Genomic DNA, 24,445 nt, shown 5'->3' with positions numbered 1-24,445 from the left:
ATCACAGAAAAGTGATAAGGGTTTAAAAAAATTTAAACAAGAGGATTTTGTATTATTTATGACACACTCTAACGAAAATAATATAGACCAAAATATTATACCAGTAGATGGTGCAAATATTATTCCCCTATATCAAGATAGTAAAAATATACTACAACAGGCATCCGCAGGACTAGCTTTACACGGGATGCTTATTAGTACCAACGAAGAAGACATTTTACAACAACGGTTTAATCTAATTACAGTTCAGGGAAATATCTCTTTAACTCACCCATCATATAAAGCTACAGATAACACAGAAGAATTTAAATCTGAAACCAAAGAAAGCATCTTTAAAAGAGGTGTGGAAAAGTTTGGTGCCAGCATTAAAGCATCCGCCAAAGGTAATGGTTTATTCGGAGGGCTACTGAATGCTAGTGCTTCTTTTTCATCACAAAAAGAAACAGAAAATATTAATGAAACAAAACAGACAACTACAAGTAATTACTATTCTAAAGTACAATATGTAGTTATGCCTGTTGCAGCTTGCACTATTACATCAAATCAGATTCGCCTTGATAATAATGCTTTACAAGAATTAAAGAGAATAGATAATATTTTACGCAATCCCGAATCTGAATATATAACGATTCAGGCTTGTAAAGATTTTCTAAAGGATTATGGTTCTCATGCTCTACTAGGAACTGTTACTTTTGGAAGTATTTCTTTAATTGTTGCTTCCTCCAGTGGATTTTCATCTACTGAAGAACAGAATATTCAAAATATTGTTAATACCAAACTTACTACTCAATTTCAAATTGGATTTATTGGTATAGGCGAAGGTAGTATCGGGACAGATCACAGTTCTAGGAATAAAAATCAATATATTTATAAACAAGAAATTACCGAATCTAAAATCAAAATAGAAAAACTTCAGATTGGTGGATTACAACCTGATCAAGCTGCAATTATTGATAGAGATTATAGAAGAGCGATCGCAGTATGGGAAATTATTTGTCGTTACCATCTCCATGAATTTGAAAATCCCCAAAAACTTATAGAATTACTCCGTCAAGAATGGATGAATTTTACTGGGTTAAAAGATAAATTTCAATACTTTGTTGATGAAATAGCTAAAATTAATGAACAAACTCAAAACTTATTAAACCAACAGATACCTTCCTGGATTCAAGAAAGACAATTAAATACCGAAAATCTCAATCATCTCATTAGATTAAGAAGAGAGTTTAAAACTAAAACTGACAATAATAATTACTGGGTACAAGAAATATTATCAAGCAAGATAGTTCAACAGTATTTACTGGATATTAGATACAACAATAATGCTGATAGTAAAGAAATTAAAGAATTGATGCGTCAAATTGTGAATGCAGAAGATACTACAGTAATGAATAAAGAAGATTATTCTCAATTTAAAAATATTTTCAAATGGCTAAATGAAAGATCAGAAGTTACAGATTTTATCATTGCATCTGAAATTAATAATATTAATGAATTCATTAATAAGATTTCTGATTTGATTATCACAATTATACTAGAAAATGATTCCACAAAAGAAAGTAGAAAGAAACAAGCATATCAACATATAATATTGGCTATCAATAACTTACGAACAGCACTTATAAAAAAAGACAAACTGAGTGAACTTAGTTTGTTGTGCTTACTTTTTCCCTTGGGTTATGTGCCAGAATTTAGCTTTTTTAATAAAGTTTGGGAATTTGAAGACTATCAAACATTAGAAAAGTTGTTACGAGAAGATCAAGAACATCCTTTTGGTATAGAAGCAAAAAATTACCAAACAGAAAAACAAGAAGCCTATTTAATACTCAAAATGTTGAGTTATGATATTTGCTTTTTAGAAAAAGAGAGAACAATAGACTTTATTCAGCAAATATTACTACCGAATCTACAATCAGAGTCCATTATTAGCATTCTCAAAAGATATAATGTAGGTTTGTCTTATGAGTGTGTAGAAGCAGTTAAAGAATTGCAAAATGTTATTGATGATCAACCACAGAATGAAAATTCAGAAATTGGATTACAAGATATTATGAAAGAAACTGACAATAATTCACAAAAAAAATCTCCGGTTACATCATCTGATGAACAACCTTCTCCTGAGTCACAAGATATACTAGAACGTTTAGGATTAACTAAATATTATCCTGGAAAATTGGGAAGAGAAGAAATTTATTCAATTACAGAATATTCACTAGAGCAGAATCTTCCAGCAACTACAGAACAACTTGCGACACATTTTTTAAGTAACCTAATATCGTTTAATTATGAAGGGCGTAAACTGAAAATTGCATCAGAAAATAAATCAGCAACTGAATCGGAACAGTCAGGTAGTCGCTTTGGAAGACGCAAGAAACAAGAACCAGAAACGGCTAATGTGTATCCATTAGATGTAGTTGCAGCCACATTTTTATGCTGTAATTCCATTATTCAACAAGATTTAGTTCAGAGATTATGGGGCTGTAAATTAGCAATTCCCTTAGTGATTCAAGAAGGTGAGGATAAATCTCCGAAATTCTTTTTATGGGCAATGCGCTCTTTAGTAATGAAGTGGAAGGCTCTACAAGGAGAATTTATTAAAAGTGAAGAAAGAGGAATTGCTAATTATCCTATAGAAACAGTTAGCTTTATTAGATTTGATAAGTCTGATTTTTCTAAATCATCGCTTTTAAATTGGGTAATTAGTGAAAATGAACCTGATAAATCTCATCCTGTATTTTTTCACAGAAATTCCGAGGGTTCTACTAAAAATCGGCAGTTAGCGGATGGTATGGTAGAAATTGGTTGGTATTTACCTAAAGGCGTGAAAGAAGATATTTTCCAAGATATAGTTTCATTCACCAATTTGCGTGGTGATGCTAGGAAATATCCTATTCAACTAGAACTAATTAAGCAAGCATCATCCAGAATCGTGATTTTAGCTTCAGCTAAAGAACTACTAGAAAAAGAAGCAGAAATTGTTCAAAGCTTTCTGGAAGATAGAAAGAGTGTCATTATTATTTTGACAGATAAAACAATTACAAATAAAGAAGAAGAAAGTGTAGAAAATTTCCTCAATCGCTTCTCTGAATATAGTGATGAGCAACTGGTAATTCTGGATATTGAAAACAAAAATTCACCAGATATCAGGGATGAAATTCGACGAAAATTAAAAGAAATTAAAGTTGACGAAAACTCCAAAGTTAGCCTAGAAAACCTTGCTCAAACAATGCAGCAACTAGGAATGAATGTAGATGAACTAGAAGAAAATTGCCGGCAAGGAATTAACAAAGCAACAGAAATTTTGCAGATTATCCAAAAACACGACAAAGATAAGCGCAAAGCTGAACTATTGCCATTACAGGGTAAAAATTGGGCAGATTGGGCTGAAGCTGATAAGGAAATTCATCGGCTAGAGAACATTGGGAAAGAGAAGTTAGATCAATATCTAGAAAGGCAAGAACTACGCAAAATAGAAAGTCGAAAACTGCAATTTAGCATCGTTAAAAATGGGCTTCCAGAGGTAATGCAATTGTTCATTAAAGCACTTTTGAATGAACAGTCCTCGGTTCGAGAGTATTTTGTCAGGTGGTTAAAGCTGGGGTTAGATGAACTTTCTAGAGAAGAATTGCCACTTTTATATGGCTTCTATGGCGAACAAATGAAAAAAATTGCTCAAGATAAAACGCCAGAAGAAAAAGCTGCTATTAACAAAGAACTTGACAAACTAGATAAGAGAATTTCATCTCAGTCATTTGGTTTGGAGCATTTGCTGCGAGAAATGGGTCAAATTTACTCAGCAGTGATAGCAAGTTCTGAATCTGAAAGAGCCAAATTTAAAAGTTTAGAACGTTTACCAAAAATTGCAGCTGATTTACTTTTGAGTGGGTATCCAGTAGAAATTATGGATGGTGATGTTAGCTCTGTTCCATATGTTTGGGTTGAGGCAGTTCTGAAAGAATTAAACAAAATTCTCCAGGAGAGGGAGGGACAGGAGAACCTGCGAGTCTTTGTATTGTCAGCAATGGGGATTCAAAGCTCTGGTAAGTCCACTTTGTTAAATACTATGTTTGGGCTGCAATTTGCAGTCAGCGCTGGTCGTTGTACAAAAGGAGTTTATCTACAACCAGTAAAATTAGAGCATAAATTACGCGAAAAATATAACGCTGACTATATTTTTGTGGTGGATACAGAAGGTTTAAAATCTCCCGAACTTTCTTCTGGCTCAACTCGTAAACATGATAATGAACTTTCTACATTTGTCATTGGCTTAAGCAATCTTGCCTTGATTAAGCTACCAGGAGAAAATAATACTTATTTGCAGGAAATGTTGCCTATCTCTGTTCATGCTTTTTTAAGAATGGAAGAGGTAGACTTGCATCCTAAGACTAAAATTGTTCACCGCAATGTTGATAAGTCATCAGAAGAAAAATTAAATACTCAAAGTCGAATTTTGAATGAAAATCTTGACAAATACACAAAAATAGCCTGCGAATTTGAAGGCAAGAAGGTTCAAACATTTAAGGAATTGATTGATTTTAATCTGACTGAAGATATAGAATATTTGCCTTCTTTATACGAGGGTGATGATTCCAGAAATGCAGTTATTCCTAATTATAGTAAAGAGGTAAATGGACTAAAGAGAAAAATTTTAACAGGAATAGATTTAAATCAATTGTCAATAACTAGTTTTTCTAAGCATTTGCAGAATCTTTGGGAGGCGGTAAAGAAAGATGATTTTGTTTATGAGTTTAAGAATACTATTGAAACTCAAGCTAGAGGAGAGCTAGATAAATTCTGGAGTCAGATAGATCTGCAATTTCGCAGCAAAGTAACAGAATTTATATTAAACGCACATACTAGAATTATGAATTGTCGTGATGAAGCTGAATTATCTAAAGTTTCTGAGGATTTCAAGGTAAATTTATCAGATAAAATAGATCAAATCTTCCAGCAACAAGAAGAAAGCCTTAAACAATTCTTCAAAAAATCAAAAGGAATGTATGAAGACGCTATACAGCAATGGGAACAAAGTACCTTTGCTAGACTTAGAGATTTGAGCGATAAATTGAGAAGTCAAAACAATCAGCAGATTGAAAGTTATCAAAATAGTAAACAAGCTGAACTGACTGTTGATAGAGAAGTTCTTAACTATGAAGAAAGAATCACTGAAAGTATACGGTTATTCGTACAGCGAGAAAAGGAGAAAATAGAACAGGGACAAATGCTTTCTTTGTCTGAAGAAAAATTACGAGAACTCTTTGAAGCTCAATGGTTAATTTGGATGAATGATTTGAGGACGCATTACAAAAATCCTCTAAAACAAGCGGATGTAGAAAGAGATACCCAGGAAGCTTTGAGACAATCAGATTCAGGTAAGTGGAGCTTCATTAGAGAGAAAATATCCAAGGAGAAAGAACTAAGGAAATTTGGATTAAAATATTTTTCTGTCAATAATAAACACTATGATTGGGATTGGAAACAAGCCGGAATTTTATCATTTACTCAGGTATTAAAAAAGGGGGAGATACCAAAGGATAAACAGCAAGAAGTTGTAAGAGAGATTGAAAAACTGAAACATAACTTATTTGAGAATGTAGATAAGATTCTTCGAGAAAAAAAGGATAATTCACAGCCATATAATGAAAGTTATATCAGAGATATCCTCAAACATATTAACAATATGATACATGAAAAATCTGAGGAATTATTTAAAAGTCTTGCTTTCCGCCTGACTCAAGATTTAGAAATTGATTTAGTCATAGCAATATGTGGTCATGCAATTAAGCATCTGGAAAATCTCGATCAACGCTTTCGAGAAAATCAGAATCCAATTCTCAAGCTCGAAAAAAATAAAGAGTTTTACTTTAAGCTTTTTAAAGTCAATTTTGACAAAGAAAACTTAGCAAGTACGATTGTCTATGTACTGTCTGAGATTATCATACAAGGAATTAGTCAAAAGATAGAAGAGGGTTTGGCAGATGAAATATGCAACGATATGTGTACCATAACTCATACCAAAATTATCAATAATAAGGGATCACTAATAGCAAGTATTCTCATTTCTCTAGCAGAAAAAGGAGACATTAATTCTTATTATACTTATATTCATTACCCGGAACGAAGTATAAAAGACTGGGTATCGAGCTATTTTAACGACTTTAATGCCAAAGATAAGGGTGTTGAAGGTGTAATAGAAGACAAAATTAAAAATTTAGTGGAAGCCGCTAAACATTTTGTAGAACAAACAAATAGATACATTGAAAGTAAAGATAAAGGTTCGCGTTCTATTGCAAATTGGATAGAAAAATTTAGTGAGTTAACAAGAGAAAATCTTATTATCAAAAATTTAGAAAGGATTGAAATTTTAGGTTCTACTTTTATTGGTGATTTTGATTGTAAATATCTCCAAGATGGACTTAGTAAAGAATTAGAGAATACTAAATCACGACTAGCTAGTGAATTGGGTGATTTTTCCAATCCAGCCGCCAGTAAATACACCAGTTTGAGAACCAAAGTTGTAGAAAAAATAATTACTGTAAGAATCGGTTGTGTAAAGAGTTGTCCCTTCTGTGGGGAAATTTGTATTAGTGGTATGAATGATCATGCTGGAGATCATGAGACTCCTAATCATCGTCCACAAGGTATAACTGGATACGCTCTAAGAGACGGAAACGGTAAACTAATTATAGAAACGTGTCAACAGCTTGTGAAGGGTGATGGAAACTTTGAAAACTTTAAGAATCACCACACTGATTGGAAACCTCACCCTTACAAGGATTATCGGAAAGTAAATAGTGACTATGCTTTATGGAAAATTATTGGTGATCGTACACTAGAATCTGGAAGCTACTGGAAGTGGTTTATGGCAACCTATTCTTCTCAGCTTGCTAAACTATATGATGCAGTAGAAGCAGATATACCAGAATCTTGGAAGTCACTCAGTAAGGAGAAAGAAATTGAAAAGTTGCGGAAGATAATTTAGGGCTAATTTTGCTACCTAACCAGAGTTCCACAGTTAGGATAAAATTAATCACGAATACAACCCTTCGCACAGATAAACCTCTTTTATCAAAGTAGGGTAAGTTAATTCTTATTTAGCTAAAATAATGCAAGTTGGCTAAGTCATCAAAATTTGAATTGCTGGAATTTGGGTTGTAACTATCAGTTGGAAGCTAACGCTTATTTGGGAGTGAGCAAATAATATGATTCCCAAAACAATATGCTACAAGCAGTCATTCCCAACTCAAACGAAACCTTCCTCAAAAACGCTGTTGTTGAAAGATACAACTTCTCCAAATTAAACAAAACACGCATCCGGTTCAAGATTCAATTAAAGAAAACAACTAAAAGCAATGCTCCAAAATGGGCAGATGTTCTTAAAACGTCTCAAAATGAGCAAGAATCTGACCTAGTAAAAGTTACAACTTCAGAAGTTGGTTTAAAAGGCATCAAAGTTTTCAAAGCTTTAGATGAAGCCGCAAATAAATTAAGACAAGAAGTTGCTTCAGTCCAAGAATGGATGAATTATGACAATGGTGATTGGATTTGTTCCATAGATTTAGCACCCATAGTCTGGAGTCAATTAATCGAAATTCGAGATAATATTGCCCCTACTTTACGCACCCAATTGAGAGAAGAGTATGACGAGGGTTACACAGATTACCAAGAACGAATTGATAAATTCCTCTCACTGAATGCTTGGCAGTTATCTGTAGAACAACAACAAGAAGTTAAGCAAAACTTAGTAAAAGCTTTTCCCTGTTTAGAGGAACTAGAAGACTACTTACAAGTAATAATTGGTCGTCCTGTGATTATTCCTGCTATTAGCGAGCAATTGTCAGAACAACAAGCTGAATGTTTGCAGCAAATAACTCGGTTTATCGAGCAGTATGACACAAATTTAGAACAAACACTCAGAGAATCAGCGATCGCAGGTGGTGAACAATTAGCAGCACAATTACTCGAAGATTTGAGCAACTGGGAACCAGGACGCAAGCCGGTTAACTTCAAGAAAAAGATGGAACGTCATTTTAAGAAAGTGCAAATGCTTTTGGGTAACGCCAGTTTTGAAGCAGATAGCAGTCTCGAACAAATGATGACTCATCTAGAAGACATTCTCGAAAACGCTTCTGTAGATGCCAAAAGGCTTGATTCACAGGGGCGTTCTCAATTAGAGGGAAAAATGGATGAAATTTACGCCAAGCTGCTGGATGAACAACGTCATCTTCAAAGATTAGCAAGTGATGAGGGTATGGGGTTAAGCAAAGCTACAGCCATGTCTCTCAAACTTCGGTAGAAAAACCTGTCTGTATCATCTTTGAACAAAAAAAAGGTGTGAGGTGTAGATAAGAATAATACACCTCATACACTTGCTACGCAATTAAGAGAGGAAATAATAGCAACTATTTGCTTACCTGTTTATCAGTCTTAATTTCCCAATTCACAGTAACTAAGATGTCACATTTCTCAACTGTCACCACAAAATTAACTAACCGTGAATGTTTAGTTGATGCTCTACAAGATTTGCAGCTTACCGTGCAAGTTTATGAGAAACCACAATTGCTCAAAGGTTATTACGACGACTCTGAAGGCAAAAGTGCAGAGATTGTTGTCCCTGGTCATACTTTAAATGCCCGTGCAGATATCGGGTTTCTGTGGGATCAAGAAGTAAAGGTGTATCAAATCATCCATGATGCCTATGAAACCGTACCCCGACTGGGAGAAAACTTCTTTTCTCATACCCTCATGCAAGCCTACGGTAAAAACATGGTTCGCGCTAAAGCAGCACAGTTACAGGAACAGCTAGGAGAATACACCATCACCGAAGAAACCAAGGGTCAAGTACATACCTTGCGTCTTGCATTCTCAGCACATCAACAAACTCAGCAAGTACGGAGATAGTTTATGGAAAGGGCAATATTGATACATTTTGACACTGCTACAGGTGAAGTAAAAATAGAAGCTGAAGGATTTGAGGGATTGTCCTGTCTAGAAGCAACCCAACCTTTTGAGGAAGCTTTGGGGATAGTAGAGAGCGATCGCACCTACAAGCCCGAATCTCACCAACAGCTTCGTAGCACTAATACCCATCAACACCGACTACATCAATAAATTCAAACCAGGGAGGGAGAAAATGTCTTCAATATTCCTCCCTCTCCTCATTATCCTTCACGTAAACAAGCTTTGCTATTTCATCAATACATTTTCACTGGGAAACAAACAAAATTCCTTATTCACAACCATGAAACTATCAAACCTAATTACCACCATTGACTCTCAAATACCCATCGTGGCTTTAGAGGTTCTATCTCCTGAAGAAGCAACTATCATTCAGTGGTTAACTACTGAAGTTATGGACAAACTCAACAGTCCTGTGTATTTCTGGAATTTAGGAGTATCCAGCTTAGAACAATGTCTAATTGCTGACGACGGTGGACTGGTATTCAAATCAATTGAGACTTACAAAAAGCCTCCTCACATAGACCCTTTAATATATGTATTCGAGTACATCAACAATTTTGAGGGGAATGGGGTTTTCATTTTGGGAGATATTCACCCTTTTGTGGGTAAAAATTCCCTGCAATTGAGTTGGGAAATTCTCACCAGAGTCAAAAACTTGTACCATCGTCTCAAACCAACTGAAAAACGCATTGTACTTCTGGGTCAAAACATTCAACTGCATGAATCTTTATTGAGGCTTATTCCTTGCTGTGAAGTTCCTTTACCCAGCATTGAGCAAATTCAAGACCACTTAGAATCATATTTGCTCTATTTGCAAGAATCTGCCAGTGAGCAAGAGGTAAAATTCACAGTTTCTCTGACCACTGAAGATAAGGAAACCTTGGCAAGAGCAGCTTTAGGATTAACTTTGGAAGAAATCAGCGACTTCCTGCGGTTGACTGTGAAGGAACGATTAACTTCTCAAGGCATTGTGATTGATGCTACAGTCATTTCCTTGGTTGTCGAATACAAAACCCGGCTATTAGCTCAAATGGGTATCGAACTGGGTAAACCCACAAAAATACCTTTTGGCGGTCTGGATTTACTACGGGATTGGTTGCAACGCCGTCGTCGGTTGTTTTCCCAAGAAGCGCGTTAGCGAAGCTCGCCGAAGGCATCGCTCAATTTACCCCAACCTAAAGGAGTGCTACTAGCGGGACCACCAGGGACAGGTAAATCAATAGTAGCAAAGAATATTGCCACCATCCTCAATCTTCCATTATTGCAACTAGACATTGCCTCAATGCTTGGTAGCCTGGTGGGAGAATCTGAAGGTAATGTCCGCCGCGCACTCAGTACAGCAGAAGCGATCGCTCCCTGTGTCCTTTGGATTGATGAAGTTGAGAAGGCACTTTCCGCTAATGGCGATACTTCTGGGGTTTCGCAAAGGATTTTAGGAAATATCCTCACCTTCATGTCTGAGTGTACAGCAGGGGTGTTTGTGGTGGCAACCTGTAATGACCCAACTGCTTTACCAATTGAGTTTAAGCGCAAAGGACGGTTTGATGAGAATTTCTTTGTTGATCTACCCACAGAAATAGAACGTTGTCAAATTCTCAGGATTCATCTGGGACGCTACGGTATAAAAGTTCCTGAAGAGTATCTGGAAGCGATCGCTGCTAGTACCAGCAAGTTTAGCGGTGCTGAATTGGAAACTCTAGCCTCAGAAGCCGCACTACTAGCTTTTGATGAGGGAAGACCACAGCAGGTAACACTAGCTGATCTAGAAAATTGCCAGCGAAATATTACGCCTTTAGCGGTTCAAGATGCTGCTGCTGTTGAGCGGATGCAGTCTTGGTCAAAGGTGGCACGACCCGCTTCTAGTCCTGTGCAGGTTTCCAAGAGAAGTCTTCGTACCTCTAAATTCCGTACCAATTAGATTGCCTCCGGCACAGAAGTAAGCGGCTCGCTTTGCTTTCAGTAGTCAAGTAAGCCATAAATCACTAAACCGCTAAATACTAATTGGAGTTTTTAGCGGTTTACAACCATGAAATATCATTGTAATCATCATGGAAATATATTTAGTATTCGTAGATGCTGCCCAGAATAGCAATAAGTTCTGGAGTGCTAAAGTTGAGCAAGAAAATTTAACTGTTGAATGGGGTCGAGTAGGCTACAAATCTCAACAGAAAGTTCACTCATTTGGTAATTTTCAACAAGCAGTTTCTAAATTTCACAATCTCGTTGCTGAAAAGAAAATGAAAGGCTACCGAGAAAGCCAGCCTCAAATTGATCATACTTCTGATTCTTTGGAAATCAAAAGAGCTATTCAATTGCTAGAAATATTACGCCCTTATGTAGCTGAAAGACAATTCGCAAATAGCAATTATTTAGAGACATTAAACCAATATCTAAAAATTGTCCCTACACCTTTAGGCATGAAAATAATCCCCTCCTTAATATACCGTCATGTCGGAGACGTAGACCACCAACTATCACTACTAAAATCTTTATTGGCAACTGAATCTGTTCAAGGTGAAAATACATCAGAATCTGGTAATAACAGGAAAGTTGTCAGCTTAAAAACAATTAGTAAGAACTTTTGGAGGCATATTTAATACTGTTCAACATTCAAATTATCAAGTTTCTCAACCTGTTAATGTAATTTTTCAACCATAAATGTTCACAAATTATTTATAAATGATATGGCTTACTAATGAATGTAAGCTATATTTTTTCTCTGATATCATTTTACTTTAAAGATGCACATATAGCATTTTCTAGTCTAATGAAGTACAAAATTATCTGCGTTTATCTGCGTCCATCTGCGTTCAATTATTACTGCCCATACTTCACTTGAATGCGAATATCTATAACATATTTAGATCGTAAATTTGCGCTATGCGCCCATTACCAAAACTATTTTTTGGCAATGGTATATGTTTACAATCAATTCAACAATAAGTAGGTTAACAGAAAAATTTAAAGGTATGTAAAGAAAAGTTAACCTAATTGGCTTTGTTAAATTTAGTACGTTCTGTCCGGTGTTTTCCTTTTTTACCTCTGGTTTCAACACCATCCATAACTGCATACGCTAGTTCTAATTCATCCTCAAACATTTTTCCAGCAATTTCATCTCGTTTAAGATGTTGCCATTCTAATTCAATTGGATTCATTTCCGAGCAATATTTAGGAAGGAAAAACATATATAAACCCATTTGTTCCCACTTTGTCCATAATGCCTGAACTTCTTTACAACAATGTATTGGTCCATTATCTTGAACTATGACTCTCATTCGTTTACTTTCAGATGCTTCTTGCGCCTCTTGTTCCATCATTTTGATGTAAGAACTGCGCTTAACTCCTCCAATTACTAGACCATAAATAAAGCTAATTAATGGCTGAAATAGCCCAATAATACTGATTCTGCGTCCACGTCTTTTTGTTTGTTCGAGCTTTTTTTGTTCTCCTTTTTGATAGTATGTATAACCTGAATCACTCCAAGCTGAAAATCCTGATTCATCCAAATATTTTAGGTCTATTTCTCCACTAGCCGCAGCCAGTTCTAACATATCCATATCTGCTTGTTTATTTGCACGAGTCACTGGATCTTGTTTTGCTTGATGACTTATTCTTATCCGCTTCCAAATCACCCCTTTTTTTTTAGTCCCCGTCTGATTGTGTTGGTACTTACTTTTATCCCACGCTCTTTATCCAGTTTTTCTGCTAATTGCTTACTGTTATAAGTTTGTGCTTCTTCTTTCAAGCATTTTTCTAAATATTCAATGTCAGCTTCCACCAATTTTGGCTTTCTCCCTCGACCTGGTAACTCATGGAGTCCTTCTATTCCTTCTTTTTCCCACTTATTCAACACGACTCTTACTGTTTGCTCTCCCCAATCAAAGTGAGCCGCTATTTTTTCCACATACCAACCATCTGCATTTAATCTGATTACTTCAGCTCTATCTTTTACTTTCTGCGGTACTTTCGCTGTTCTCAGGTCAAACAACTCTCTATCTTGTTTTTTTGTCAGGAATATCCTTAACCTTGACCCCATATTTACATCACCCTAATATATGTTTTTCCGTATTTACTTATCTTTACACACCTTTAATTTTTTTTGTTTACCTACTTACACATATATATTTTGTTGATATTAATCTCCTAGTGACCACGCAGTAACTTCATTCTGTGTGTGTTTAATTATATCATTAATGGCTAATTATTTGCTACCCAATGCCCACGATACCAGATGATGGCGATCGCTCTCCAAAGATATTTTCCCAGATCAGGCAAATATAATTCCCTGCTACACAAACATTGTGTCTGCTACCAACATCATCACAACGAAATCATAAAACTATCTCGCAGATGAAAGTCAGGGTTTACTCCTGAATGAGCTAACGCCCAGTAAGTAACATTACTATTTTTATCTTTAACTACTGTAGTAATCGCAACACTTATTTCTTGTTCTCTCACCAATATTTTACCCAAATCCACATCCAAAACCAGTGTGAAACTATCAGCTTGCTTCTGGACAAGAAACGGGAGGATATGAAAGGCTGTTTCCTCTTGCATTCCTTGACGATAGCCATCAAAATGATAAACATTCCAATGTCCGGTGGGGGAAAGGTTGAATTCCCAATACTCAGAATCTTTAATACCAATAAAAAACTCAAAACAAGTATTTTCCCATAGTTCAGGCTTGCGCTCTGGTGTATCTGATAATTGAGGAATCACGACTTGGTTTAAATCACCCGTCAGCTGATAACGGAGGCTAAGTTTATTTGCATATCGAGCAATATTACCTGTAATTTGCAAATTAGGCCAAGATTCCGGAGAGGGAAACGGTTTTAGAGAAAATTCCTGATTTTTCATTTCAAATCTGCGATAATTTGGCGAATCTTGGTTTCTTGAGCTTCAATACTCTCAGTCAGCTTAAACTGAACTAACGCCCTGGCTAAGTTATGTTCTGGATACTTAATTTTAAAGTATACATTCCCAGCTAAATAGTCCGTAAAGAATCTCAGTCCTAACTCAAAGCTAATCAAACGAATAGCAGCGTAAATGTAGGTATAGTCATTTTCGGTGAGAAAAGCTTGAGCAACATCAAGATAACCCTGTAAAATTCCCTGACATAAATCTGTATTAAAAGAAACGTTTTGCCATTGGTCTGTTTCTTCTCCCGCCAGATTGCAACCAGACCGCAAACAGTCGCCAATGTCGTAATGTATTAGTCCCGGCTTTACGGTGTCGAGGTCGATAATGCTAACTGCTTTCTGTGTGGCAGTATCAAACAACACATTATTAATTTTGGGGTCGCCGTGGATCAGGCGGAGTGGCAATTTACCTGTAGCTTTGGCATCTTCTAAGATATGTGCAAAGGTAGTTCTACTGCTGACAAATTGTAAGCAATAGTTAATCTCTGGGGATGTCTGCGGTTGAGTTTTTGTCAGTATATCCTCGTACTGCTGAAGATAAATTGGTGTAATATGAAATCCTGGTAAAGTATCAGCGAGTTTTGCCGGGGGTAAATCACTGATGAGATTGTGGAACATTCCCAAAGCATAGCCGATTTCTGGGGCGTGGGAATTATCCGCCAAAGTGTCAAATGATTGGGCGTTGTCTACAAAGCTGATAGCCCGCCAGCAGCCATTATTTTCGTCTCTCCAGAGGTTTTGACCATCCTGAGTTAATAACACGCGAGGAACCTCCCAGCGCCGATTGGCAGGGGTAAGTTTTAGGTTCTGGCTCACATGATCTGTTAAAATACGCATATTCTGCATAACCAGTTCTGGCTGCCCAAACACTTGCGTATTGATGCGTTGCAGCACAAAATGCTTTTTCTCTGGGGAATCCAGATTTACCAGAAAAGTGTCATTAATATTACCATTTCCCAATGATTGAATCCTCGTAACCTGACCTTGAGAGGTGAATTGTTCGGCTATAGCAATTAAATTGATCTCATTTGTCATGTTTTTTGACCTGCACTACTCCCCACATAAACTGCACAAAGGCAATAGGGGATATAGTACCGCAAGGCGGAAGTTAAAAGTCAAAAGTCAAAAGTCAAAAAGTTGATTATGTAGGGTTTTTATTGATTTTCAAGGCTTTTAATTGTATGCTGGAGTTACATCAGTAAGGTAAGAGCTATCAAGCGCGCTGACTTTCTAAATGAAAATGGTTTCACTACGTCCAGGGGTAGCAACTGGAGTAAACCATTGGTTTTCAATCGGATTAAAAAATATAAGGGCATTGAGCCGCACCCAGTTCATTTTTTAAGGACGCAGACTAGTACAATTTCTGTTAAAATCTATTTTTAACCATAATGTATAATATATTCAATACATTTAATCAATGAACAGAAAAGATGTAGAGAAGGTAGAAATAACTTCTGGTGATATCAAGGCTGAACAAATTGAGCAGCTTAAAGCCATTTTTCCAGAGGTGTTTACAGAAGATAATATAGATTTTGCCAAATTAAAGGCAACTTTAGGAGAAATTATAGATGATCGCCCAGAACGTTACTCTTTTACTTGGGCTGGTAAGCGCGAAGCTATTCAGATGTTACAAACACCCAGTAGAGCAACATTAAAACCAGATAGAAATGAATCAGTAGATTTTGATCATACTCAAAATTTGTTTATTGAAGGTGATAATTTAGAGGTTTTAAAGTTACTTCGCAATTCCTATTCTGGACAAGTAAAGATGATTTACATTGACCCTCCCTACAACACGGGCAATGATTTTATTTATCCAGATAATTATACAGATACTCTTGATAACTATTTAGAATTAACAGGTCAAAAAGATAGTGAAGGAAATTTACAAACTAGCAATCCTGAAACCAGTGGACGTTATCATTCTGCTTGGTTATCTATGATGTATCCCCGTCTGTTTTTGGCACGGCAATTGTTAAAAGAAGATGGGGTAATTTTCGTGAGTATTGATGATCATGAGGTTCATAATTTGCGGTTGTTGATGAATGAAATTTTTGGAGAAGAGAATTTCGTTGCGTGCGTGTGTTGGCAAAAAAAATATGCTCCAGCTAATGATACTGTTGATTTTTCAGCTACCCATGATTTTATATTGGTTTATAGTAAGCAGAGACAGTTTTTAGATAGTGGTAAACCAATAGCACTAATTGGCAGAATGGAGAGAACAGAAGAACAAAATAAACTATACAAAAATCCAGATAATGATCCGCGAGGTTTATGGAAAGCTTCAGACTATTTATGTAATAAATCGGCTGAACAAAGACCCAATCTTTACTATCCAATAATTCATCCCAAAACAGAAGAAGAAATCTGGCCTAGTCGAACTGCGGTTTGGCGCTATAGCAAAGCTAGACATCAACAAAATGTTCAAGATAATAGAGTTTGGTGGGGATTAAATCAGGAAAATAAAGTACCTGCATACAAAAGGTTTTTATCGGAAGTAGGTGGAATTATATCAGATACTTGGTGGCAACATAAAGATGTTGGACATAATGATGAAGCTAAAAAACAGATTAAATCTCTCTTTCCAGAAGCATCTCAATCTTTTGATACACCAAAACCAACCCGGTTAATCAAACGTATAGTTGAATTATCTACAAATACAGATTCAACAGATATTATTCTTGATTTTTTCGCGGGTTCTGCTACTACAGCCCAGGCAGTATTAGAATTAAATCATGAAGATACTGGTGATCGTCGATTTATACTAATTCAGTTACCACAAAAAACATATAATCCACAGTTTACTACTATTTCTGATATTAGTAAAGAGCGTATTCGTCGTAGTATTCAGAAAATAAAAAATTCAGCCAACGGTAAACTCCCATTGCAAAATCGCGAAACTCCAGAAGATTTAGGTTTCAAAGTTTTAAAATTATCTAAATCAAATTATCGTCAATCGGAAGAATTACCATCCGATACAGAACCCGAACAATATATAGAACAACTAGAACTATTTAATGATCCTTTAGTTGATGGCTGGGAATTAGAAAATGTAATATATGAAGTCATGCTCAAACAAGGTTATAGCTTAACATCTCGCATTGAGCAAGTTACAGAAATTGAATCGGCTACTATCTACAAAGTAACTGATGAAGATAAAAGACAGCATTTTTATATTAGTCTTGATAATCAGTTTCATTTTGAAACAGCGAGAACATTAAAACTAACTAAAAACGATTTATTAATTTGCCGTGACATGGCAATTGATGATACAACAGCAGCTAATTTAGTGCTGCAATGTAGACTAAAAACTATTTAAAAGGGGTAGCAGATGGAATTTAGATTTGATGCCAACCAAGAATACCAAACTACTGCTATTGAAGCCGTTACTAATTTATTAGAAGGTCAACCCCGCATAGAATTAGACATGAGTTTAATTTTAGAGTGGGGTTCTGCTACTGTCATGAATCGTCTGGATTTAGACGAAGCAAGTTTATTAGAAAATCTGCAAGCAGTTCAAAAACAAAACGATATTTTACCTGATGAATCACTCCAATATATTGAAAAAACGATAGAAACAATAAGAGGTAAAAAAACACTTTCCTTTCCTAACTTTTCTGTAGAAATGGAAACAGGAACAGGTAAAACTTATGTTTACTTACGCACTGCTTTACAATTATTTCAGCGTTATGGGTTGCGTAAATTTATTATAGTTGTTCCTTCCGTTGCTGTACGAGAAGGAGTTTTAAAAACCTTAAAAGTCACTGAAAGGCATTTTCGACAACTTTATAGTAATCCACCTTATCGTTATTATATTTATGATTCTGTCAATCTTTCTCAAGTGCGTCAATTTGCACTTTCTGACGGCTTAGAAATTATGGTGATGACAATAGATGCTTTCAATAAAGCTGCTAATGTCATTCGTCAGAGTACAGATAGGTTAATGGGTGAAACACCACTGCATTTAGTACAATCAACCCGTCCTATTTTAATTTTAGATGAACCGCAAAATATGGAGAGTGAAAAAAGTATTGCGGCTTTAGCATCTCTTCATCCTTTGTTTATTCTCCGCTATAGTGCAACTCACAAAAATCCCTACAATTTAATTTATCGGTTAACTCCTTTTACGGCTTATAATCAAGGTTTAGTTAAACGTATTGAAGTTGCTTCAGTGATTAAAGAAAATGATTTTAATCAGGTCTTCCTCCGGTTAGAAAATATTACCAGTCAAAAGAAAACCATTACAGCTAAAATTGCTATTCATCAATTACAAAAAAATGGCACAGTTAAAGAAAAGGTAATTACAGTAAAGCCAGGAGATTGTTTATTTGATAAAGCTAAACGCAGTGAATATGCAGATTTTGAAATAGAAGAAATTAATCCTGGTTCTCAAACCGTGCTTTTCAAGAATAATTTAGAAATTAGCATTGGTGAATCGAAGGGAACTGATAAAGAAGCTATCTTTGAGTCACAAATTCGTTACACGATTGAAGAACATTTCCGTAAACAAAAAAGACTAAAATCCCAAGGTATCAAAGTTATTTCGCTATTCTTTATTGATAAAGTTGCTAACTATAAAACAGAAACTGGTGAAGATGGTATTATCTGTCAGTTATTTAAGCAAGCCTTTGAAGAGTTAAAGGTAAATTATCCAGAATGGGAAGCATTGACACCTGAACAAGTCCAAGCTGCTTATTTTGCCCAAAAACGAAAAAAGGGAGGAGAAACTGTTTTTGAAGATAGTACAACTGGTACAGCCAAAAAAGATGAAGAAGCCTATAACTTAATTATGAAGGATAAAGAGAGGTTACTTTCTTTAGATGAACCTGTTGCTTTTATTTTTTCCCATTCTGCATTACGAGAAGGTTGGGATAACCCTAATGTTTTTCAAATCTGCACACTAAACCAAACAACATCAGAAACTAAAAAACGCCAAGAAATTGGTCGGGGTGTGCGGTTAGCTGTGAATCAAATAGGAGAAAGAATATTTGATCCAAAAATCAACATTCTTACTGTAATTGCTAATGAAAGTTATGAAAAATATGTAGCAACACTGCAACAGGAAATTGAAAACGAGTATGGTAAAGAAGGTGTACCACCGAAACCAGCTAATGGGAGGAACAAAGGTACAGCTAAGTTACGTAAAGAATATTTGTTAAAACCAGAGTTTCAGGAATTGTGGGAAAAAATTAAACATAAAACTCGTTATGCTGTGCAAATTCATACAGAAAAACTGATTGAGGAAGTTCTGAATGAGTTAGACACAAAAACTATTAATCCTCCCCGCATTGCTATTACTAAAGCACGGGTAGAGGTAGGTAATGAAGATACATTAGAAACCATGCAACTTAGCACCAGTAAAACGGCTATGACGTTAACTGGAAAACGACCTTTACCTAATGTAATTACTCTCATGGTAGACTTATTGGAGAATACAACTCCTTCTGTCTCATTAACTCGTCATACCTTATTAACAATCTTAAAAAGGTTGAGTAATCAAAAAAGTGTGCTTTCTAATCCTCATGAATTTGCTACGGTAGCGGTGCAAATTATTAAGAATAAACTAGCAGATCATCTAGTAAATGGGATTCAATATGAGAAAATAGATACTTGGTATGAAATGACTCAATTTCAAGATGAAATTGAAACTTGGCAAGAGTATCTAATTCCGGCAAATCGTTCGGTTTATGATCATGTAATTATTGATAGTCAAGCCGAAAATATACAAGATAGTATTGAAGGTAAATTTGTTGCAGATTTAGAAAAACGAGATGATGTACAACTATTTGTCAAACTTCCTAATTGGTTTACTGTACCTACACCTGTAGGCGAATATAATCCAGATTGGGCAATTATCATGGAAGATAGGGACGAACATGGAGAAGCAGTAGGGAAACCGCTTCTTTACCTCATTCGTGAGACAAAAGGTACAACAAATTTAGATGAATTACGCCCCGATGAACGCCGTAAAATTCTTTGTGGTAAAAAGCATTTTAATCAAGCATTAGGAGTAGATTACGAGGTAAATATAGAGAGAGTGTTATGAGGGGTAAGTAGTACAAAACCTCAGTTTGTAGTATGACAAAACATGGTTAAAATCTAGATTGATGTATTGCAACGATTCGCACACAGCTTCGCTATATCTACGCCAATTGGTATTACATTATTTAGGGTTTTTAATCAATAAAATTATACGCGATCGCACAAAGTTTTAAGCAACACCATAATCTGTGTACTGCCGTTTGAAGGGAGGTTGCAAACCCAAGATAATATCTTCTCTTGGTACTCCCATTTCAACTAATTCCTCTGCCGGATTCTGATCAGTTAAATTCTGCTGAAGCCAAATTTTGCCATCTTTAATGTCAAAATGCATAACACATCGATAAACACGATTAAATTGCTGCCAACCCACATTCATCCACTGGTAATGGTTATGCTCAGTATCTAAGATGAGTTGAACTTCTACGTCCTGATCTGAAACATCATTACTAGCATAACGAGTTAGTAGTTTTTTAATACATTCCTGATATTTTGCTACTTTATCCACTGCACAATCACCTTATTAATCAATTAAGCTGCCGCACCCTCTGGAAAAATCCGCCTCAAATCCAACAAGACATCTTCAAATCCAGGAATTGGTACTGATTGGTGAGATAAAGAAATTTGCTGGCTGAGATAGTGAAAATTCTTTTGAGCATTTTGATAAGGTTGATTGTATCGCTCAAGTTGACGAGCCGGCAAATTTACAATCCAATAATTAACAATTCCCACTTCTGCGTATAGAGATAGCTTTTTTGTTTGGTCATAAATCAATGTGGAATCAGAAATTTCGATAACTAATACAATATCTTCGGGGTAGGGATGATGAACTAGATAATCCTCATCTTTGCCTCTAGCAATCACGATATCAGGCTCAGGTTCACTTTGATTGGGTAGGGTAATGGGATCTTGCCCACGGATGACTGCGCGATCGCCTAATAACCGATCCAGTTGGCGACATAAGATAGAACTACACACTGTATGCACTCTTCCTTTTGCCGTCATTTGCATCAGTTCTCCTCGAATCAATTCAATGCGTTCGCCCTCTGTAAGTAAACCAAGTTCAATCAGCCGATGATACTCGTCTATAGTGAATCGCTTAGGTTTGACGACAGTCATAAAAATTTATGCACAATCACTCTATTTTCACTTTAGCTTCCCAACAGAAATTAAACTGACTTTAAAGCCAACGCCTCAAACTGTCGCCAGCAAAGATACAATGCACGGGGGACATGAAAACAGCCCTTCCATTTACCACCTTTGAGATTTAACAATACTTCCCCCCGGCGATTGAGATAACCGAACCATTCGCCATATTCTGGATCGGCAAAGTGTGACCAAGTATAATCGTGCATTTTTTGATACCATTTCCCACACTCATCACGCCCAGTCAGGCGATCGCCCATTGCTAATGCTACTAAAGATTCTAAATGCACCCACCACAACTTTTGATCCCATTCCAGTTGTTGTAGAGGATGACCGTCTGCATCCATAAAGTAATATAACCCACCATACTCAGCATCCCAAGCAAAATTGAGGATATTTAGCACCACATCAACGGCTTGATTAATCGTCTGAGTATCATTTTTCCGGTTGGCGATATCCATAATAAACCACATAGCTTCAATACCGTGACCAGGATTAATTAACCGCCCTTCAAAACAATCAATGTGGGAACCATCAGGGGCGACATTTTCATACATCAGCCCCCGTTCCTGGTCGAGAAAATCCGTCATCACCTCCTGAACAGTGCTAGCCAGGACATTTTCCAGGGTTTCGCTGGGTAGCAGCCATGCCATTTCTAGAGTCAGATTAGCTAAAATCATCGGTACAGCTAAGGATTTCATTGGGCGTGTACCGGGATAGGTCTTATTATATTTACCTTTAGGATTATCCTTGCGGCGCAACACATTATTATAAGCTTGCATTGCCACATCCTTCGCCCAATCTTCTCCACAAGCCAAGGCATATTGGCTAAATGCCATCGCTGCAAAACAATCAGAAAATATATTATAAGGTTCTACCAGTGGCTGACCTTCACGAGTGAGAGCAAAATACCAATTACCTTTAGCATCTCTGCCATGTTGGGCGAGAAAATCAGCGCCATTTTTGGCAATATTTAACCAAGTTTCCCGCTTTTCCATCTGGTTGTACAGCATAGAAAAAGTCCAGATTTGGCGATTTTGCAACCAGATAAATTTGTCTGTGTCATAAACCTGACCTTGGCGATTCAGACAGGTAAAATAACCGCCATGCTGCCAATCGAGGGAGTTTTTTTCCCAAAATGGAAGTACGTCATTCAAGAGGGCGTTTTTATAAAGTTCAGCTAGGGTTTTAAAGTCGTACTCCATAGATTTCTGCCAAAACCAACAACTTAATCATTATCAGTTAGCAGTTATCAATATGCCAATCACTTGAAAAGCTTGTTTAATTTCTTCTGCTAATGAATATTTTTGTTGCTGTGTATAGAGTTTAACAGCCTCACGATAAGCTAACAACATTTCGCGGAAATGTTCTACTTGATTGTCTTGTCCTCTAATATTCAGTAAAACCCAACCTAAGTTGTGATAAGCTTCTGCATAATTTGGTTTTAGCTGAATGACTTTTTCTAAATAAAAGCGGGCTTTTGTCCATTCCCCCAATTTGCCATACAACGTACCTAGACGAAATAACGCCAAGGCATGAGTAGGTACTTGTTGATTATTAGCTTCGTAAACTTGAATAGCACCTGAAAAATTTTGCAGATGTTCTTGAGTAATTCCCTGATTGATTAATACCCATGCGGGAACTTGTGATTTGCGGCTTGCTTGTTCAAAACTAGAAAGTGCCTCATTCCATAGCCCTTGTAGGGCTTTTTTCCAACCTTGAAATCCGAAAGCGAAAGCGCTATCAGGTACTTGACTAATAAATTCTTGTACACGTCTTTCTACATCCCTCGCCTGCTGGGTAACTACCGCTTTTTCTAAGGACATAATCAGATAAGGATACACCCATTGCTGTAATATTTGAGAATCACTAGATGGCGTTTCCTTGGACTTGAAAATTGCTTGTGTAGCAGCACGAATGGCTGGTTTCCATTGCTCTTGGTTGACAGCTATCCATGCTTGTAATCCGAAAGCAAAAGTGCAATTAGCATCTAGTTCTAGGGCTTTAGTTACAGCTATCTCCGCTTGTTGCCAATTACCAGACTTACCTAGCGCCCAAGCAAGATTAGCTTGTATCCAGGTTTCTTGGGGAGCTAATTTGGCTGCTTGTTGCAAATATTTTATACCTGCTGACCAATTTTGCTGACGGCAATTGACAAGCCCTAAAACCCCATAGCCCCTACCATCATTTGGTTGTAGTTGAATTGCTTTCTGAGCAGCTATTCCGGCTTTACTCTCATTGAGATGCATGTGAATTAATGCCAGTTCAACTGCGGCTTCGCCATTATTTGGTTCAATTTTTAGATACTTTTCATAAGCTTGAACAGCTGCTGTTAATTCACCTTGTTGGACTAAATCCCTGGCTCGTTTTTGGCTGGGAGAGACAAATTTACCATTTAAGGCATCAATTAATTCATCGGCTGTTTGAAAGCGGTCTTCTACTCGAAATTGCATCCCCGTTAAAATCACTTTTTCCATTAAGGGACTGAGATGAGGACACAATTTTCGAGGAGGTATCAGTGTATCTGATATAGCTCTATCTGTGGCGGAAACTGGTAATTGTTCAGTTAATAATTCATACATTGATGCACATAAGGCATAAAAATCTGTGGCTGGCCAACGCTGACTACGGTAACTGTATTGTTCTAAAGGAGCATATCCTGGTGATAAGGTGACGCTCATTTCACGGGTTTGTCCGGCAATAAATTCTTTGGTGGCACCGAAGTCAATCAAGACTGCTCTATCTTGGTGATCAATGAGAATATTATCTGGTTTAATATCTCGATGTAATAATTTGTTATGATGTACTATTTTTAAGGCTTCTGTAATTTGAATAAAATAACGTTTTATCTGATGTTCTGGCAATTTACCTTGTTCTTTAAAGATTTGATATAAGGTTTTCCCCGAAAGAAATTCCATTACTAAGTAAGCTGTATTATTCTCTTCAAACCATTCATATACTTTAGCAATATTACTATGGACACATTGTGATAAGTAATGAGCTTCTATCTGAAAGTTTTGCACCTGTTTTTGTCGCTCAACTGGAGTAATGGAATGAGGCCAATATACTGTATTGCCGTTTCTAGCAGCTTTTTCTGGCCAAAGTTCTTTAATAGCAACGCTAGCTGAATTTTGTAAATAAACTCCTTTATAGGTAATGCCAAAACCACCTTCTCCTAAAACTTTCTCTATCTGATATCTTCCTTGTCTTAAGATTGCGCCAGCAGGTAATTGGTAAGTGGATAAACTGGAAGTAGAAGTTAGGGGAGAACCACAGGCTGTACAATTAATTGCACTGTCAGCATTTTCGGTGAGGCAAGTGGGACATTGAATAGTCATTTAATTAAATAGATAAGTTAAATTAAATTTTTTAATAGCAAA

14 protein-coding genes and 1 pseudogene are annotated in these 24,445 nt (G+C 36.4%); 8 read left to right on the top strand and 7 right to left on the bottom strand.

What is annotated here, in order from left to right:
- Positions 1–58: 58 nt before the first annotated feature.
- The 6 genes and pseudogenes from NSP_RS13325 (at position 59) to NSP_RS13300 (ending at position 11,558) form a co-directional block, all read left to right on the top strand.
- Positions 59–6,982, top strand: a complete 6,924-nt coding sequence (locus NSP_RS13325) for a P-loop NTPase family protein (RefSeq protein ID WP_006196496.1) — start codon at positions 59–61, stop codon at positions 6,980–6,982.
- A 237-nt stretch (positions 6,983–7,219) separates the two neighbouring features.
- Complete coding sequence (locus NSP_RS13320) at positions 7,220–8,296, top strand: hypothetical protein (RefSeq protein ID WP_006196497.1); 1,077 nt, start codon at positions 7,220–7,222, stop codon at positions 8,294–8,296.
- Positions 8,297–8,454: 158 nt separating this feature from the next.
- Complete coding sequence (locus NSP_RS13315; protein WP_006196498.1) at positions 8,455–8,901, top strand: DUF1257 domain-containing protein; 447 nt, start codon at positions 8,455–8,457, stop codon at positions 8,899–8,901.
- Positions 8,902–8,904: 3 nt separating this feature from the next.
- A complete protein-coding gene (locus NSP_RS13310; RefSeq protein WP_006196499.1) occupies positions 8,905–9,111 on the top strand; it encodes a DUF2997 domain-containing protein in 207 nt (68 codons plus the stop codon).
- Between the two features lie 130 nt (positions 9,112–9,241).
- Positions 9,242–10,879: pseudogene (locus NSP_RS13305) on the top strand (AAA family ATPase).
- A gap of 130 nt (positions 10,880–11,009) precedes the next feature.
- Positions 11,010–11,558 (top strand): WGR domain-containing protein, encoded by a 549-nt coding sequence (locus tag NSP_RS13300; protein ID WP_006196504.1) that lies wholly within the window; start codon positions 11,010–11,012, stop codon positions 11,556–11,558.
- A gap of 390 nt (positions 11,559–11,948) precedes the next feature.
- Here NSP_RS13300 and NSP_RS24780 read toward each other — a convergent pair.
- The 3 genes from NSP_RS24780 to NSP_RS13280 all read right to left on the bottom strand — a co-directional run bounded on the left by NSP_RS24780 (position 11,949) and on the right by NSP_RS13280 (position 14,915).
- A protein-coding gene (locus NSP_RS24780) for an IS630 family transposase (protein ID WP_231859466.1) occupies positions 11,949–12,997 on the bottom strand; the annotation gives its coding sequence in 2 pieces (ribosomal slippage) (positions 11,949–12,602 and positions 12,605–12,997; 1,047 coding nt in all).
- Between the two features lie 284 nt (positions 12,998–13,281).
- Entirely contained in the window at positions 13,282–13,818 is a 537-nt protein-coding gene (locus NSP_RS13285; protein WP_006196505.1) for a DOMON-like domain-containing protein, read from the bottom strand.
- Positions 13,815–14,915 (bottom strand): phosphotransferase enzyme family protein, encoded by a 1,101-nt coding sequence (locus NSP_RS13280; RefSeq protein ID WP_006196506.1) that lies wholly within the window; start codon positions 14,913–14,915, stop codon positions 13,815–13,817. Before NSP_RS13280 ends, NSP_RS13285 begins: the two co-directional genes overlap by 4 nt.
- Before the next feature lie 382 nt (positions 14,916–15,297).
- Here NSP_RS13280 and NSP_RS13275 point away from each other — a divergent pair, with 382 nt between their 5' ends.
- Entirely contained in the window at positions 15,298–17,199 is a 1,902-nt protein-coding gene (locus NSP_RS13275) for a site-specific DNA-methyltransferase (protein ID WP_006196508.1), read from the top strand.
- A 12-nt stretch (positions 17,200–17,211) separates the two neighbouring features.
- Positions 17,212–19,926, top strand: a complete 2,715-nt coding sequence (locus NSP_RS13270; protein ID WP_017804138.1) for a restriction endonuclease — start codon at positions 17,212–17,214, stop codon at positions 19,924–19,926.
- A 165-nt stretch (positions 19,927–20,091) separates the two neighbouring features.
- Here NSP_RS13270 and NSP_RS13265 read toward each other — a convergent pair whose 3' ends face one another.
- Genes NSP_RS13265 through NSP_RS13250 form a run of 4 tightly spaced genes read right to left on the bottom strand, consistent with a single transcriptional unit; the run spans position 20,092 to position 24,403 of the window.
- A complete protein-coding gene (locus NSP_RS13265) occupies positions 20,092–20,427 on the bottom strand; it encodes a XisI protein (protein ID WP_006196511.1) in 336 nt (111 codons plus the stop codon).
- 23 nt (positions 20,428–20,450) lie between these two features.
- Positions 20,451–21,038: a Uma2 family endonuclease gene (locus NSP_RS13260; RefSeq protein WP_006196512.1), complete on the bottom strand. Its 588-nt coding sequence runs from the start codon at positions 21,036–21,038 to the stop codon at positions 20,451–20,453.
- Positions 21,039–21,088: 50 nt separating this feature from the next.
- Entirely contained in the window at positions 21,089–22,270 is a 1,182-nt protein-coding gene (locus NSP_RS13255) for a n-acyl-d-glucosamine 2-epimerase (RefSeq protein WP_006196514.1), read from the bottom strand.
- A 33-nt stretch (positions 22,271–22,303) separates the two neighbouring features.
- Positions 22,304–24,403 carry a serine/threonine-protein kinase gene (locus tag NSP_RS13250; protein WP_006196515.1) on the bottom strand — a complete coding sequence of 700 codons (2,100 nt, stop codon included), beginning with the start codon at positions 24,401–24,403 and terminating at the stop codon, positions 22,304–22,306.
- Positions 24,404–24,445 lie beyond the last annotated feature (42 nt).

Source organism: Nodularia spumigena CCY9414, from assembly GCF_000340565.2.
Taxonomy (GTDB): domain Bacteria; phylum Cyanobacteriota; class Cyanobacteriia; order Cyanobacteriales; family Nostocaceae; genus Nodularia; species Nodularia spumigena.
The sequence above is the reverse complement of the archived record's forward strand: the minus strand, read 5'-3'. Positions and strand labels throughout refer to the sequence as shown.

Excerpts from the sequence above, each read along its gene's own strand:
- NSP_RS13285 (WP_006196505.1), bottom strand. The coding sequence starts at position 13,818 with ATGAAAAATCAGGAATTTTCTCTAAAACCGTTTCCCTCTCCGGAATCT.
- NSP_RS13275 (WP_006196508.1), top strand. The coding sequence starts at position 15,298 with ATGAACAGAAAAGATGTAGAGAAGGTAGAAATAACTTCTGGTGATATC.
- NSP_RS13320 (WP_006196497.1), top strand. The coding sequence starts at position 7,220 with ATGCTACAAGCAGTCATTCCCAACTCAAACGAAACCTTCCTCAAAAAC.
- NSP_RS13250 (WP_006196515.1), bottom strand. The coding sequence starts at position 24,403 with ATGACTATTCAATGTCCCACTTGCCTCACCGAAAATGCTGACAGTGCA.
- NSP_RS13280 (WP_006196506.1), bottom strand. The coding sequence starts at position 14,915 with ATGACAAATGAGATCAATTTAATTGCTATAGCCGAACAATTCACCTCT.
- NSP_RS13325 (WP_006196496.1), top strand. The coding sequence starts at position 59 with ATGACACACTCTAACGAAAATAATATAGACCAAAATATTATACCAGTA.
- NSP_RS13300 (WP_006196504.1), top strand. The coding sequence starts at position 11,010 with ATGGAAATATATTTAGTATTCGTAGATGCTGCCCAGAATAGCAATAAG.
- NSP_RS13270 (WP_017804138.1), top strand. The coding sequence starts at position 17,212 with ATGGAATTTAGATTTGATGCCAACCAAGAATACCAAACTACTGCTATT.
- NSP_RS13310 (WP_006196499.1), top strand. The coding sequence starts at position 8,905 with ATGGAAAGGGCAATATTGATACATTTTGACACTGCTACAGGTGAAGTA.
- NSP_RS13315 (WP_006196498.1), top strand. The coding sequence starts at position 8,455 with ATGTCACATTTCTCAACTGTCACCACAAAATTAACTAACCGTGAATGT.
- NSP_RS13255 (WP_006196514.1), bottom strand. The coding sequence starts at position 22,270 with ATGGAGTACGACTTTAAAACCCTAGCTGAACTTTATAAAAACGCCCTC.
- NSP_RS13260 (WP_006196512.1), bottom strand. The coding sequence starts at position 21,038 with ATGACTGTCGTCAAACCTAAGCGATTCACTATAGACGAGTATCATCGG.